14 protein-coding genes are annotated in these 14946 nt (G+C 37.1%); 13 read left to right on the top strand and 1 reads right to left on the bottom strand.

The window, feature by feature from the left end; genetic code table 11:
* The first annotated feature begins 6 nt into the window (after window positions 1-6).
* Genes EJ994_RS14110 through EJ994_RS14090 form a run of 5 tightly spaced genes read left to right on the top strand, consistent with a single transcriptional unit; the run spans window position 7 to window position 3897 of the window.
* Window positions 7-588, top strand: a complete 582-nt coding sequence (locus EJ994_RS14110; protein WP_241240793.1) for a conjugal transfer protein — start codon at window positions 7-9, stop codon at window positions 586-588.
* 3 nt (window positions 589-591) lie between these two features.
* Entirely contained in the window at window positions 592-1434 is an 843-nt protein-coding gene (locus EJ994_RS14105; RefSeq protein ID WP_126593068.1) for a hypothetical protein, read from the top strand.
* A 28-nt stretch (window positions 1435-1462) separates the two neighbouring features.
* Entirely contained in the window at window positions 1463-2077 is a 615-nt protein-coding gene (locus EJ994_RS14100) for a conjugal transfer protein TraK (RefSeq protein WP_126593067.1), read from the top strand.
* 20 nt (window positions 2078-2097) lie between these two features.
* A complete protein-coding gene (gene traM, locus EJ994_RS14095) occupies window positions 2098-3036 on the top strand; it encodes a conjugative transposon protein TraM (RefSeq protein ID WP_126593066.1) in 939 nt (312 codons plus the stop codon).
* A 36-nt stretch (window positions 3037-3072) separates the two neighbouring features.
* The gene (locus EJ994_RS14090) at window positions 3073-3897 is read left to right on the top strand and encodes a DUF4138 domain-containing protein (protein ID WP_164721473.1); all 825 of its coding nucleotides are present in this window, start codon (window positions 3073-3075) and stop codon (window positions 3895-3897) included.
* A 15-nt stretch (window positions 3898-3912) separates the two neighbouring features.
* On the opposite strand, the gene EJ994_RS14085 is transcribed toward EJ994_RS14090, so the two are convergent.
* The gene (locus tag EJ994_RS14085; RefSeq protein ID WP_126593064.1) at window positions 3913-4686 is read right to left on the bottom strand and encodes an SOS response-associated peptidase; all 774 of its coding nucleotides are present in this window, start codon (window positions 4684-4686) and stop codon (window positions 3913-3915) included.
* Between the two features lie 114 nt (window positions 4687-4800).
* On the opposite strand from EJ994_RS14085, the gene EJ994_RS14080 reads away from it, so the two are divergent.
* From EJ994_RS14080 to EJ994_RS14045, 8 genes are all read left to right on the top strand, one after another.
* Entirely contained in the window at window positions 4801-5067 is a 267-nt protein-coding gene (locus EJ994_RS14080) for a hypothetical protein (RefSeq protein ID WP_126593063.1), read from the top strand.
* Window positions 5064-5402, top strand: coding sequence for a hypothetical protein (locus tag EJ994_RS14075; protein ID WP_126593062.1), 339 nt, complete (start codon window positions 5064-5066; stop codon window positions 5400-5402). Before EJ994_RS14080 ends, EJ994_RS14075 begins: the two co-directional genes overlap by 4 nt.
* Before the next feature lie 290 nt (window positions 5403-5692).
* On the top strand, window positions 5693-8470 hold the full coding sequence (locus EJ994_RS14070) for a DEAD/DEAH box helicase family protein (RefSeq protein ID WP_126593061.1): 2778 nt from the start codon (window positions 5693-5695) through the stop codon (window positions 8468-8470).
* Complete coding sequence (locus tag EJ994_RS14065; RefSeq protein ID WP_126593060.1) at window positions 8470-8850, top strand: hypothetical protein; 381 nt, start codon at window positions 8470-8472, stop codon at window positions 8848-8850. The genes EJ994_RS14070 and EJ994_RS14065 overlap by 1 nt, the downstream gene beginning before the upstream one ends.
* Window positions 8847-10424 carry a type I restriction-modification system subunit M gene (locus tag EJ994_RS14060; protein ID WP_206507144.1) on the top strand — a complete coding sequence of 526 codons (1578 nt, stop codon included), beginning with the start codon at window positions 8847-8849 and terminating at the stop codon, window positions 10422-10424. The genes EJ994_RS14065 and EJ994_RS14060 overlap by 4 nt, the downstream gene beginning before the upstream one ends.
* Window positions 10424-12187: a restriction endonuclease subunit S gene (locus EJ994_RS14055; RefSeq protein ID WP_126593059.1), complete on the top strand. Its 1764-nt coding sequence runs from the start codon at window positions 10424-10426 to the stop codon at window positions 12185-12187. The genes EJ994_RS14060 and EJ994_RS14055 overlap by 1 nt, the downstream gene beginning before the upstream one ends.
* Window positions 12184-13869, top strand: coding sequence for a restriction system-associated AAA family ATPase (locus EJ994_RS14050; RefSeq protein WP_126593058.1), 1686 nt, complete (start codon window positions 12184-12186; stop codon window positions 13867-13869). The genes EJ994_RS14055 and EJ994_RS14050 overlap by 4 nt, the downstream gene beginning before the upstream one ends.
* On the top strand, window positions 13850-14935 hold the full coding sequence (locus EJ994_RS14045) for a hypothetical protein (protein ID WP_126593057.1): 1086 nt from the start codon (window positions 13850-13852) through the stop codon (window positions 14933-14935). Before EJ994_RS14050 ends, EJ994_RS14045 begins: the two co-directional genes overlap by 20 nt.
* The last annotated feature ends 11 nt before the right edge of the window (window positions 14936-14946 follow it).

Raw genomic sequence — 14946 nt, 5'->3', positions numbered from 1 at the left:
GAAATCATGAAAATTGGAATCAATAAAATAATACTAACCGCAATCTTAATCATAACAATGGGAGCTAATGGCTCCGCCCAAGGAATGCCTGTTTATGACAATATCAACTTTATCTCTTTTGCCAAACAACTGTTAGAGGCTGGAAAGCAGACCTCCAACATTATTAAGACGATGAAGTTTCTAAAAAAGCAAAAAGAGAACATTGAGAAAGTCAGTGCTGCCATTGAAAAGCTAAAAGCAGTGGAAGAGCTCATTCGAAACAACAAACGCCTGTATAATATGGTTCAAGGAGATTTAAGGGATATCCTTAACTCCCCCTATATACAAGCTGATGAAGTTACCCGAATATCGGACTCTTTCAATGCTATTTTGGACCAAGCCACAGAGGACTTGGAATTCATCAATGAAATCCTGTCCAGCGACCATTTGAAATTGACCGATGGGGAACGAATGAAAGCTATTCGAGCGCATCAACGGGAATCTCAGGAAATGGTATCCGAGATCGAGCGCAAGACACAAAGGTATCGCGACATCATCGCCTTCAGGGAGATGCAGGACAAAATCAACAATAGAAAAACGAACTATTAGAAAATGGAACTGATAATTTTCTTGGGTATTGGCCTTGAATATGTGGACGCGGTCTTTGAGACAATCAAAGGCACCGATTTCTCCACCTATACCATTCGTGGTATCAAGGTCTTGGCCGTGCTTTTCTTTTTGGTTAATATCCTGAAAAAATACAATGAGGGCCTCGCCAATAAAGAAGGGTATTCTTGGGGACTTTCGCCAGGGGATCTGGCAAAGAACTTTGTTATCGTACTGCTGGTCATTTTCTCGACCCAAATACTTGGTTTTTTCGATGGGATTTTGGTCGCTGTTGAAGGGCAGTATCGGGACACGGCACCCGCCCTAATTCCCTTGCAGCTAAAGGACATTCCCATTGAGGAAGATGTCGGGGCATTCGACGCGGCCAAAAAAGCTTGGGCCATGTTATACGAAGCATTGGTGACTCCGGTATTCGGGATAAAGATGTTCAGCTTTTTCATTGGCCTTGTACTTTGGATGATAGACCTATTTATCTATCCACTGTTCTTGGCAGAGCGGTACTTTCTCTTAGGCATTATGCAGGCCTTTTTTCCATTGGTCATCAGTTTGGCCGTTTTTGAAAAGTTCCGGTCAATGGCATACACCTTTTTCAAGCTATATGCGGCTGTCTATATGTTGGTGCCTGCATTCTTTCTGGTTAACATTTTCGTGAACCAACTCTATTCAGAAATCAATGCCAATTTCTGGACCAACCTTTGGGGAGGTCCGACCGGCAATACTACCATAAAGATATTAGTCGAGGCAGCTACCATCGGGTTTATAGTCTTTTTGAAATTCAAATTGTATAAGCGGGCAACCACATTTACACTTAGGCTTTTTACACAATAGGGTCATAGGCCCCTTAAAAAATAATAAAATGAAACTACCCTATAAAAATATATACGATGTACTGAAGCTGAACCGCTATATAACCATTGTGGTTACGGTTACCGCACTGCTATCCTCTGTTTTCTCGGGAGTTATGGTATTCAATATGTACCAAAAAGCCATGGATAGTGCCTTTGCCGTAAACACCGACGGTTCTATTATTCCGCTGAAGCTCGTATCCCAAAAGGAAAATCTTCAGGTCGAGGCATTGTCGCATCTGCAACTGTTCCATGAATACTTCTACGGAATCGATGACAGCAACTATGAAAGCAATCTTGAAAAGGCACTTTGGCTTGGAAACAGCACGGTCGACAATGTCTATCGCCAGAAAAAGGCCGATGGGGTCTATAATCGGATATTGCAATATTCTTTGGTCCAAAAAGTATTGAGTGTTGAATCACAAGTGGATTTAAGGGCCGAACCCTATCGCTTTAAAACTATAACCGTTTTTGAAATCAACAGAGGGTCTGTAATCGACCGCTATGAAATGGTCTCAACAGGTGGTCTTATTACCGTAGACCGAAACTATCCCAAGAACACACATGGATTGCTCATTACCGATTATTTCGAGAATTCCCTAAAGAAGATAAAAGAACAGGAGTGAATTGAACTTAAAAACGAGCTATGAAAATAGATAAAAAGAAAATTGTGTTTGCGGCGGTCATCGGAGTGGTCATCTTATTCATTATCGGTTATTCAGTTTTTATTTTGGGTGCGGATGATGAAAGTGCCAACGAACTCCAACAAACCTTAGTTCCCGAACTGGAAGAGGGCAAGAATATGTATTCTTCAAAAAAAGTTGCGGTGGATGCCATAAAAAATGAAAGGGAACGAATTGCCCCCAGTATTTATGACGAACGTTTCTTGGATGAATCGGGAATATACGATGAAGACCTTTTGGACAAAAAGAAACAGCGCATCGTGGATAGTATATATCGTATCGGTCGTATAGATTATTCACAGGATTCCGCAGCTTCGGGAAAACGAAAACCATTACGTAAAAAGCGAAGAAAGAAAAGTGAGGTCATCGATACAAAGGATACTATCTCGTCTCTAAAGGAGATGGGCTTGGAGCATCAATTGTTCTTTGCGGTCAGTCCCCAGGTTTTGGCGGATGGCACTGGCGAGTCTTTGATAGTCGAAATCGATGGGGAACAGACCATAAAGGTCAATGACCGACTTCAAATGCGTGTAACCCAAAACACGACCCTTCAAGGTTTGGAGATCAAAAAAAACACGCTGCTCTACGGAATCGTAAAGTTCCGGCCTAACCGGGTCATCCTGAATGTGGAAAATATAGAGGGAATTCCGCTGAAGCTAAAGGCCTATGATAATGCTGACGGATTGGAAGGCATTTACATACGAAACAGTTTCCGTGGCGATGTGTTCAACGAGGTCTTGGGCGATGCGATTGCAGAATTCAATATTCCAGGCGTTCCGGATGTTTCAGGGGCGGTCAATACTGGGGTAAGTGGAGTGAAAAAAGTGTTCCAACGCAATAATCGTAACGTCAGGGTTACGGTCAACAATAATTACAAACTCATTTTAAAACCGAAGCTATGAAAGCCCATAATGGGTGTTAATTCTAAAAAAATAATTATGAAAACAAGTACAGTAACAATTATGACTCTTATGACATTTCTTTCAAGTTTTGGTCAGAAGACAAAGAAACTTGATACCATTTATGCCAATGAAAAAATGAACCTGGCCCTTTTCTTCCCTGCGAACATCCGTCAGGGAATCGTCGGTGCAAATAACTTTGTCTTCAGTTACAATAGGGAGCGCGCTCAACCCTTGGGGCTTTTAAAGGCGACCAAAGGAAATCAAAGCAATCTTCTAGTAGTTACCATCGATGGTAAGGTATATTCATACATCGTCAAGTATGCCGATTCATTGAAGGAGCTTAACCGTTTTGTTTCCTTTTCAGAAAGTATCGGGCATGAGCATCAAAGGGAGTCTCTCGTCATTCGCGATACCGTAAAACTGGATTCCAATATGGTCGTACACAAACAATACCCAAAAGCGTTTTTGGTAGAATCATCAGAAGCAATGCTCAAACAACCGGAACGAAAGAATATTTTCAAGAGAAAAGAAGGTGTTTCATTGGCCATTAAGAATATGGTCTATTTCGAGGATTTGGTCTTTATGCAGTTCGAGATTAAGAACGAAACGGGCATTGATTTTGACATTGACTATCTGAAAGTAGCGATGGTCATCGGTAATGAGAAACGCAGAGCTTCCTATCAATCCGTACCGCTTAAGCCTCAATATGTTTATAAAATGCCTAAGAAAACAAGGCATGCGGAAACTTCCAGGTTTGTTTATGTACTACCGAAATTTACTTTGGGTGATAATGAAAAACTACAACTGAGCCTAAAAGAATTAAAAGGGAATCGGGAATTGATACTTAGAAGAAGATTATAAGTAAATCGAGTAGGATCAAAAATCGATTGCCAATTCTTCGTACTCCACCTTCTCGATGATGTCCGGTCTATCGCTATCGGCCTTATGCAGGTCTTTGCTGATGGGCCAAGTTTTAAATTCATAGTCCGGCAGATCGTTGTCCAAAATATCGATCAGGTCGTCTTTGTCATGGCCGTCCTCTAGCCAGTATTCGGCTTCGCTGTCCTCAAGAACCACCGGCCTTCTATAATCGCCATGTTTATTGCTAGGTTGATTATGTATTTCCTCGAACAGGGGGGTCGCCTTTTTCGTAAAAATGGAGAATGTGACCATTTTATCTTTGGTCACATTGTAAATACCTGCCATGTTCATCGGTTTATCCTCGGTTCTTCCAAAGTAGAAAGGAACCTTAAAAGGCTTTCCTTTGACTTTTACCGGGGTCGTATGCGGCTCGAAAAAACCATCTACGGGAATTATGCAGCGTTTGGTAAAAACATTGTTGCTGTACATATAATGATCGAAAACATCCTCAGATCTGAGATTTAATCCGCCATAGGCCACACGGTTTTTCTTAAAATATTCTTTGTAATCAGCACCTTCGGAGGTAGAAGGCATAATGCCCCATTTTGCAGGTATCATATGACCCTTTCGCTGTTGGGGAAGAATCCACATATTGGGGTGTGCCCAGCCGTTGGCATGATTGTATATAAGTTCGTATTCTTTTTCTTCCTGTTCCCCTAACAGTCTTTCAATTTCATAATAATCCTCTAGCTCTCTGACCTTTCTTGTAGCTCTCGTACTGTAGCACATAACAAATCGTGTTTATTTAAATTTCAATTTACTGAAAATTGTTAAAGTTTTAAAAGTATAAAAAATCATTAATAAATTTGGAATATTTCCATATTATAGGAATATATCCAATTTATGTTTGTCCACAATATTGTTTTCAGAAATAATGACCGATTTGCAATAACCACCCTTTTACGGGAGATAGGCGAAAATACCTTAAACCATAACTGTTGGAACAGGAAGCTCAACAAGCCAAGACGTCTGAATCAATTCTTTTTGGAGGCCAACGAGCACGGAACCAAGCTAAAATATAGATACCCCAAAAAAGGAGTTCATACCATTATGGAAGTCGATAAATATGAACTTCCCGAATGTGGATGGATTAGGGTAAAAGTCAAATGAAAAAGAACACAGATGTTAGGACCATTCATATTGGAATGCGAAAACTAGACTTGATCGAAGGGTTGACTATCAAGAAGTATTTACCGGAAGGAATACTAAAGAGGGTTCATACGGCCATGGATGATCAGGGAATGGAATGGACAGATGAAATAATCGAAGATTGTACTATGGTTATTTCTAATACTGGGCAGATTTCGATCATGCACAAATACGATGCCATACGATTTAAAGGCTTATTGCTCTTTTGTTTTATGGACGAACCCAAACATGATTATAGGTTTTCTTTTCCTTTAAAGCAGTTTCATATAGAATACTATACAAAAAGAAAATATTGAAAGTATTACTAGAACGATTTAACCACCTTTTTAAAACTCTTTACAAAAAGCGGATTTTGTAAAGAGTTTTGTTTTTTTGATGTGTATTCCAAAGAGGTTCATCTGTAATCAAAAACCATGTGCAAGAGGCGTAATGTAAAGAGTTATAAAAAACAGAGGTTGGGACTATCTTCAATAACAAAATATCGAGTCTTATCATTATATTCAACACATTACTGAACAGTATATCTTCTTCTTTGTATATCTAAAAAGTAGTCCTATTTTTACAAGAGCACCAACCAAAGACTTTCTTGAACGAAAAACAAACACGTATAGAATTAATTGATAACCACCTCAAAACAGCAGGATGGAATGTCAATGACTATACTCAGGTTGTTGAGGAATATTCGGTGATTTCGAAAGCAAAAGAACCTTCGCCAGATTATAATAATGCGTTTAGTGATTATGTTCTTTTGGGTAAAGACGGCAAGGCACTAGCTGTTCTAGAGGCAAAGAGAACTTCGAAAGATGCAGAATTAGGAAGAGAACAAGCAAAACAGTATTGCGAAAGAATTGAACAAGAAACAGGTGTTTTACCATTCTGTTTTTACACCAACGGATTGGACATCTACTTTTGGGATGTCAATAACTACCCTCCTAAAAAAATCATTGGGTTTCCTACTCGTGATGATTTAGAGCGTTACGATTTTATTAGAAAACGAAGAAAACCACTTGCAGCTGAATTAATCAATACTATCATAGCAGGAAGAGATTACCAAATACAAGCTATTCGCGCGGTAATGGAGGCCATTGAAAAGAAACGCACAAAGTTTCTTTTAGTTATGGCTACCGGAACAGGTAAAACCAGAACTTGTATCGCATTGACAGATGCATTAATGCGTGCCAGTTGGGCGGAGCGGGTTCTGTTTTTAGTAGACAGAATTGCATTGCGCGAGCAAGCACTTGAAGCATTCAGAGAGCATTTACCGAACGAGCCTACTTGGCCCAAACGTGGTGAAAAGTCTATTGCGACGGATAGAAGAATTTATGTTTCTACCTATCCTACTATGCTCAATATTGTAAAGGATGAAGAGAATTCCTTGTCTCCCCATTTTTTCGATTTAATTGTAATTGATGAAAGTCATCGTTCCGTATACAACACCTACCAAGAGGTGTTGAACTATTTCAATACAATTACATTAGGACTTACAGCGACTCCGACGGATGTCATCGATCACAATACTTTTCAACTGTTTGAATGCGAAAATGGCCTGCCAACCTTTGCTTATTCCTATGAAGAAGCGGTAAACAACATTCCACCCTATCTATGCAATTTTGAGGTGATGAAAATTCATACCAAATTTCAAGATGAAGGTATTAGTAAGCGTACGGTTTCTTTGGAAGACCAAAAGAAATTATTGCACGAAGGCCGTGATATTGAAGAAATCAACTACGAAGGTACACAGCTGGAGAAATCCGTGCGGAACCGAGGGACGAATGCGTTGATCGTTCGCGAGTTTATGGAAGAATCCATTAAAGACCCCAATGGAGTACTACCGGGTAAAAGCATCTTTTTCTGCCAATCGATTCAACAAGCGCGGCAAGTAGAAGAGATATTCGATAAGCTTTATCCAGAATATAACGGAGAACTGTCTAAAGTTTTAGTGTCCGATGACCCTAGAGTGTATGGTAAGGGAGGCTTGTTGGACCAATTCAAACTGAACAACATGCCCAGAGTGGCGATAAGTGTGGATATGCTTGATACGGGTATCGATATTCGCGAACTCGTTAATTTGGTCTTTGCGAAACCTGTATTCTCCTATACCAAGTTTTGGCAAATGATCGGGCGTGGTACGCGTTTGTTAGAACCTACCGATATGAAACCTTGGTGTGTTGAAAAAGACGTTTTTCGAATTCTGGACTGTTGGGATAACTTCGAATACTTTAAACTAAACCCGAAAGGGGTGGAGAATAAACCACAAGTACCTTTACCGGTTCGCTTTGCAAGTCTGCGTATTGATAAAATAGAACTTGCGCTAGAACTTGATGAAATTGACATCGCCTTGAAAGAAATTGAATTGTTCAGAACACAGCTAAAAAAATTACCTCAAGATTCTGTTGCAATCCAAGACGCGCAATCTGCCCTATTCAAGGCCAGAAAAGCCGAGTTTTGGGAAGGGCTGGATGCTAAAAGTTTTGAGTTTTTACGGAAAATTATTTTACCCTTGTTCCGAACGGTTTCGCAGGTGGTTTTTAAGGCTATGCGTTTTGAAAAAGATGTTTTGGAAACCTCTTTGGTGCATTTGGAAGATAATGCCGAACGGTTGGAAATTCTAAAGGAAAACATTCAGGAACAGGTGTCAATGCTGCCGCAATCCGTAAATACAGTAGCTAAACATACCTCCTATATCAATCAAGTTTTGTCAAACAAGTATTGGGCGATAGTCAACGATACCGAATTTGATATACTGTCCGAAAAACTGGCGCCCTTGATGCGCTATATCGACCGCCGCCCTGTGGGGAACGGAATGGATCAGTTAAATTTATCCGATATCGTAACCACCAAGGAGTTTATCGAATTCGGCCCACAGCACGAATCGGTCAGTATTTCGCGCTATCGCGAAATGGTGGAACAAAAGATTGCTGAAATACTCGACCGAAACCCCATCCTCCAAAAAATAAAAAATGGTGCGGATGTCTCTCCGGAAGAAGCAGACCAACTGGCCGAAGAACTGTATTTAGAAGATCCACATATTACCGAAGCCCTGTTACAAAAAGTATATAAAAATCAACGCGCCAGTTTCCTGCAATTTATAAAGCATATTTTGGGCATTGAAATACTGGAAAGTTTTGATGCCACCGTAAGTAAAAAAGTAGCCGATTTTATTCAGGAGCATACAACGCTGAGCACAAGACAAATTGAATTTTTAAACCTTTTACGGGATTATATCATCGAACGTGGCCAAATTCATAAACGTAATTTATTGGAAGCCCCGTTTACCGTTATCCATCCGAAAGGAATACAAGGTGTATTTAACCCAAAAGAAATTAAGGAAATCGTAACCCTAACCGAACAATTAGTAGCATAATGGAAAAGGATATAAGAAAACATTTGATAGAATTGGCAAGACTTCGTACCACTAGAAGTTATTCCCAAGTGAATGACGTGTTAATGCTTGGACTTGATTTCTCCAATGATTATCATCGTAGTTTGGTTGGTGAATGGTTAGGCAATATATCTGCTCATGAATTCGAAAAAGGAAGACCTTTGTTAAGTGCACTGGTAACACATAAAAATGGCCAAAGAGAGCAGGGCGATGGCTTTTATAAATTGTGTGCTGATTTGTTAGGGAAAAATTGGGAGGACCTAAAAAAAGATAAGGAATGGGAAAATGGGGTGATTGCCAAGTGCTATGAGTTTTGGCTAGATAAAGAAAACTTCAAAAATTTTGAAAACGATTTTAAATGAGCCTGTTACAACATAACCCGATAATCAAATCACAAATTCAAGAACTCTGGAACAAGTTCTGGAGTGGGGGTATCTCTAACCCTTTAACCGCTATTGAGCAGATTACTTATTTGCTCTTTATGAAGAAATTAGATGAAAACGATACTGATGCACAATCAAGGGCAGAATTTACAGGCGACCCTTTCACTTCCCGTTTTAAAGGAGAGTTTCAATTACCTAATAGTGACTTAAAAATTGAAAAGCAGCAATTACGTTGGAGTGAGTTTAAAAGATTGCCCGCAGAAGAAATGTTGCAAAGGGTACAACAATATGTTTTTCCATTTATAAAAACTTTGGATACAGATGATTCCCCATTTGTAAAACACATGCGGAATGCTGTCTTTATCATTCCTAAACCTTCTTTATTGGTTGAAGCTGTAAAGATTATTGATGAGATCTATGATGAGATGGAAAGAGATGCCTCTGAAAAAGGGCAAGATTTTCAGGATATCCAGGGGGATGTTTACGAATATTTATTGAGTGAAATTGCCAGCGCCGGTAAAAACGGACAGTTTAGAACTCCTCGCCATATTATAAAATTATTAGTAGAATTGGTTTCTCCAAAATTGGGTAACCGTATTGTAGACCCAGCCTGTGGTACAGGTGGTTTTTTATTGGATGCTTATCAATATCTAGTTACACAATTAGATAAAAAGAAAGGTTCTCGAGAGACCGATGAAGACGGATTTATACGATCTAGCAAGGCTTCTAGATTTAATGAGAAAACTAAAGAAATTTTAGATCAAAGCCTACAAGGCTATGATATTGACCAAACCATGGTGCGCTTAGGACTTATGAACTTGATGATGCACGGTATTGAAAGCCCACAAATAGATTATACCGATACACTGAGTAAAAGCTATAATGAAAGTAGCCAATACGATGTGGTCTTGGCCAACCCACCTTTTACTGGCAATATAGATAAAGGTGATATCAACGAAAGTTTGCAACTAGGTACAACGAAGACTGAACTGCTTTTTATTGAACGTATTTACCAAATGTTACGTATGGGTGGAACTGCCGGTATTGTTGTGCCCCAAGGCGTGCTTTTTGGAAGCGGAAAAGCATTTAAGGAAGCCCGTAAATTAATGATTGAAAAGAGTGAATTAAAAGCAGTCATAACGGCTCCTAGCGGTGTTTTTAAGCCCTATGCAGGTGTAAGTACAGCATTATTGATATTTACCAAAGGCGGTGAAACAGAAAATGTTTGGTTCTACGATATGCAAAGTGATGGTTATAGTTTAGATGACAAACGGGCCAAATTAGAAGGTTATGGAGACTTGCAAGATATTGTCATTAAATATAAGAGTGCAAAGCCGGTGTCTGAAAATGATAGGAAACGCAACTATTTTACCGTACCTAAAAAGGAAATTGTTTCAGAAGGCTACGACCTAAGTTTTTCACGTTATAAAGAAGAAGTATATGAAGAAATTGAATATGAAGAACCCGAGGTAATTTTAGAAAAACTGATGGGAGAAAATGGTTTGGAAGCTCAAATCTCTAAGAAGTTGAACGAATTGAAAGAGTTCTTTTAATGAATTATTCTAGCATAGTAGACTTAATAAACGATAAAATATCAGGCGAATGGGGCAAACCATCTGAAAAGGACAATGATGTTTTTGTAATTCGAACAACCAATTTCACAAATTCTGGTAAGATTAATTTTTCAGATATTGTTAAAAGAAATATAGACGAAAACAAGGTTTTTAAAAAACACCTTGTAGATGGTGATATTATCATTGAAAAATCTGGAGGCACTCCAAATAAACCAGTTGGTAGAGTAGTCTATTTTGAAGATCCAGCTAATGGAACATATTTGACAAATAATTTCACAGCTATTTTAAGACCTAACCCTAACAAAGCCTTTCCAAAATATCTCTTATATGCACTTTTAAATAATCATTTAAGAGGTAAAACTTTTAGATTTCAAAACAAAACAACTGGAATTGCTAATTTAAAACTAGATAATTACTTAAAAACTAAAATTTTCTTACCAAAATTAGAAGATCAAAAACGCATAGCGCAAGTCCTTACCGATTGTGAAGAACTCATTGCCAAACGCAAAGAAAGTATTGCTCTTTTAGATGAATTATTGAAGAGTACTTTTTTGGAGATGTTTGGAGATCCAGTTAAAAATGAAAAAGGGTGGAAAACAAAACGGCTTAATCGGTTTGGGAACTTTAAAAACGGGTTAAACTTTTCAAAGAATGAGAAAGGACACATTATTAAAAGTCTTGGAGTAAGCGAGTTCAAAAGTCTTTCTACTATTTATAAAACTGAGTCCTTACCAACAATTAGTGTATTTAAATATCCTTCTAAAGACTATTTTCTTAAAAATGGAGATTTGGTATTTGTTCGTTCTAACGGTAACAAAAAATTAGTTGGTAGGTGCATTGCGATTTATCCAAACGATGAAAATGTAACCTTTAGCGGGTTTTGTATAAGATTTAGGCTAAAATCTGAAAAATTGAATTCTATCTACTTGACTTATCTTTTTAAGAATGAAAATTTTAAAAACCGCATGCTTAGTAAAGGACGAGGCGCAAATATTACTAACCTAAACCAAACAATATTAGGCAACCTTGAAGTGGTATTACCACCTATTGATATGCAAAAGGACTTCGAGCTTAAAGTACATAAAATTGAAGATTTAATAAAACTACAAAAAGAACATTTAAAACAACTACAAAACCTTTACGGTCGTCTAGGTCAAGATGCTTTCAAAGGAGAGTTAGATTTGAGTAAGGTGGTTTTAAGGGAGGAGTTCTCCATAATAAAAGAAGTAAATAATATTCCTGAAGTTCACAAGTCCGAAGAACAATCCAAAATAGTGTACCAAGATAAAATTACTCTTCCTCCCATTACCGATGAGGAAGCGGAAGACATTAAATGGGAAAAGTTTGACCCAGACAAACCCCTGAAACTTAGAATAGAAGATGTCAGTTCAGAGTTTTTAGCAGGCCTTATAAAAGAACGTTTTAGAAAACATCATTTCTCAATGGAAATGTTGGTTAAGTGCTTTGAGGAAGAACATAAAATGGAAATAAGCTACTATTCCTCCGAACAGCTTAAAAAGAAACCATATCTGCATGAGCGCCAAGATTTAAAGAAATTTATTTTTTCTGCAATAACTTCGTCAAACCAATCTAATCTAAACCCATTTTTAAAATTAGAGCAGGTTTTTTATGATGCACAAAAAGAGAATTTCGATTTAAAACTAAGCGCAAGAGATTATAAGGTATTTAAAGAAAAAGATGCGTATCAGCGTTCTGGTATCTATTTTAAAATAGTTGAATGAGGATAAGGAGCATTGAAATATTAGGTAACTCATTTCGGAGCTTAAAACCAAATCAACGCTTTGAGTTTAATAACTCTAAGGATACAAAACAGCTTTCTACCAAGATTTTTGCAGGTTTAAATGGCAGTGGAAAATCTAATTTTCTTGAGCTCTTCTCTGAAGTCTTTTATTATTTAGAATTATACCATTTGCCTTCTGCTTCTGAAGAAGATAGACTAGGTAAAAGCTTTGGGTTTATTATTGAATATTATTTGCCATATGTTTCTGTGCAAACTGGTATTCATAATCAAGATGAAGAGCAATATTTAGTAAGGATTTCAAAAAAACTTGGAGAGCATCCAGAGTTTTCTTTACATTTCAATAAGGAAAAAGATTCTCGGAGAGTAGATTATACTGGGCCGGAAGGTGAAACAAAAGACATATTACCTAAAAAGGTAATCGCGTATACTTCTGGGCAAAATGAGTTATTGAGCAATCCATACCATAAGGTTCGATATCATTATTTTAAACAGTTAGAGGGTGATAAACAAAAAGGACCAAACCATAATCCCATGGAGAAAAACACCCTGTTTTTCATGGATTATGAATCAAATTTCTCGGTGTTTATTTGTAATATGCTGCTAGCTAAGAAGGTTAATCTTGACTACTATAAAAATATACTTGCCGTTGAAGGTCTCAACAATTTTAGAATTACCCTCAACCTTATTGATTATAAAAATAAAAATGTTGCCTTAGGTTATCGCCTGCAGAAAGAACTTCAAAGTTTAAAACTATGCGCAACAACGTACTATGAAGAAGAAAGTAAAACAGGTTTCATATCTAAAGTTATATTAGATTATAAAGTCAACCAAGCGACGATAGAAGCTTTTAAATTTCATTTCAAAAATGCTTTTGATCTATTCAAAGTCTTTTATGAATTTGACACACTCAATTTACACACGGTTCCTGTCATGACACGTAAATTGATAATGAATGCCCATAAGACTTTGAACTTATCAGACGAGATGCCAAAGGTTGACCCATCAAGTCTAATATTTAGAATAGAAAAAATAACTGTTGATAAGATTATTGATAGGGCAGAAAATGAAATTAAAGAAATATTTTACAAATCGCTTTCTGATGGGGAACATCAATTTAGTCAAGTAATTGGGTCCGTTTTAATGATGGAAGAACCAGGCTGCCTTTTTCTTTTTGATGAGCCAAATACACATTTTAACCCTATGTGGCGTGCGAAAATGATAAGTATTTTAAATAAAATTACCGGAGTAGAATTTGATAGTAATAAACGAGTTTCTCGAGTGAGGCAACAAGAAGTCATTTTAACTACACACTCCCCATTTGTTATTTCAGACAGTTTTAAAGAAAATGTTTACAAATTTGAAAATGGAATATTTACAAATCCTGAATTACAAACACATGGCAGTTCGATTACTTTTTTATTAGAGCTCATTTTCAACAGAGATATTTCAATTTCTGATTTTTCCAATGAAAAGTTGATTCAATTGAAAGAAAGCTTGCAAACTAAGGAAGACATAGCTAGAGTTAAAAGAAGCTTATTAGAATTCGGAGAGTCGATTGAGAAATTCGATGTGTATAGCTATTTAATGGAAAAAGAAGAAGAATTTAATAGTGATGACGATAACCTAATGCCACCACCAACCAATGATTTACAGTTACAATAAAATATCACATAAAATCACCGGTTTTCATAGGCATATTAGTTATGTTTTTGAGAAAATATTCAAACTAGATTTAGCAATCTATGATGAAGAAAAATTAATTCATCCTGATTTTAAAAAAATTGTCAGGGATTCTAAAAAGAGGTTAGAAGAGCCTCTTAAGAAAATAGTTGTGGTTTACTACTACCTTCCGTCATCAGCCAAAATACAGTTAAAAGACGCTTTTACTGTAAATAACGATATTAAATGCCTCACCGACAATAGTAAATATCTAGTGCCCTACGAAGCCTTACATCCGGCTATGGCAGATATACTTAAACCTTTTTTAACCTCTCTTTGGGATGAATATCCGCTTGTCAAAGCAATGGAAACTGATTTTGGTTCTGTTAAATCGCATTATAAGGATTTAATAAGTAAATCTATATATGGAGGATTTATCTGTCCTTTTTGTGGCTTAGAAAAGTTTGATCCTCCAGAGGATAAACATAGGGAAGCATACGATCATTATTTGGCAAAGGCAAAATATCCATTCATATCTATAAACTTCGATTTACTATTTCCTACATGTCATAAATGTAATTCAAAAGAAAAAAAAGACTTAGATGTTTTATACGATAACAAAGGAGTAAAGCGTAGGGCATACAACCCCTACGATGAAAAATTAACTCCAGATTCGCTGCATATTTCAATAATTAAGGAAGAACCATATGAAAAGTCCGATTTAAAAACCCTACTTAAAAGGGTAAAATGGCATCTAGAAATTAGAAGAAATGCTAAAATTGACCAAGAACTAGAAACTTGGTTAGATGTCTATCGTTTAAATGCGAAATATAAGTTTATAATCAAGCAATACGAAACGACATGGTTTGAAATTCTTGAAAAACGTTTTAAAAGAGCACTGGAGCGACATGAAGATTTTGAAACATTCAAAAAGGAAGAATTAAAAGAGGCTAAATACATGATTACCAATTCGACAGGGGGAATACTTAAGTACAGCTACTTTAAATTTCTTCTAGAATCAGAAAATATCGAAAAACGATTGTATCAGTGTGTTCGTAAAATCTCATAAACTTAATTAAG

It is taken from the genome of Maribacter sp. MJ134 (assembly GCF_003970695.1).
In the GTDB taxonomy this organism is placed as follows: domain Bacteria; phylum Bacteroidota; class Bacteroidia; order Flavobacteriales; family Flavobacteriaceae; genus Maribacter.
The sequence above is the reverse complement of the archived record's forward strand: the minus strand, read 5'-3'. Positions and strand labels throughout refer to the sequence as shown.

Coding starts and splice junctions, on each gene's coding strand:
- EJ994_RS14080 (WP_126593063.1), top strand. CDS start 4,801: ATGTTTGTCCACAATATTGTTTTCAGAAATAATGACCGATTTGCAATA.
- EJ994_RS14075 (WP_126593062.1), top strand. CDS start 5,064: ATGAAAAAGAACACAGATGTTAGGACCATTCATATTGGAATGCGAAAA.
- EJ994_RS14045 (WP_126593057.1), top strand. CDS start 13,850: ATGATTTACAGTTACAATAAAATATCACATAAAATCACCGGTTTTCAT.
- EJ994_RS14055 (WP_126593059.1), top strand. CDS start 10,424: ATGAATTATTCTAGCATAGTAGACTTAATAAACGATAAAATATCAGGC.
- EJ994_RS14060 (WP_206507144.1), top strand. CDS start 8,847: ATGAGCCTGTTACAACATAACCCGATAATCAAATCACAAATTCAAGAA.
- EJ994_RS14110 (WP_241240793.1), top strand. CDS start 7: ATGAAAATTGGAATCAATAAAATAATACTAACCGCAATCTTAATCATA.
- traM (WP_126593066.1), top strand. CDS start 2,098: ATGAAAATAGATAAAAAGAAAATTGTGTTTGCGGCGGTCATCGGAGTG.
- EJ994_RS14065 (WP_126593060.1), top strand. CDS start 8,470: ATGGAAAAGGATATAAGAAAACATTTGATAGAATTGGCAAGACTTCGT.
- EJ994_RS14090 (WP_164721473.1), top strand. CDS start 3,073: ATGAAAACAAGTACAGTAACAATTATGACTCTTATGACATTTCTTTCA.
- EJ994_RS14085 (WP_126593064.1), bottom strand. CDS start 4,686: ATGTGCTACAGTACGAGAGCTACAAGAAAGGTCAGAGAGCTAGAGGAT.
- EJ994_RS14050 (WP_126593058.1), top strand. CDS start 12,184: ATGAGGATAAGGAGCATTGAAATATTAGGTAACTCATTTCGGAGCTTA.
- EJ994_RS14105 (WP_126593068.1), top strand. CDS start 592: ATGGAACTGATAATTTTCTTGGGTATTGGCCTTGAATATGTGGACGCG.
- EJ994_RS14100 (WP_126593067.1), top strand. CDS start 1,463: ATGAAACTACCCTATAAAAATATATACGATGTACTGAAGCTGAACCGC.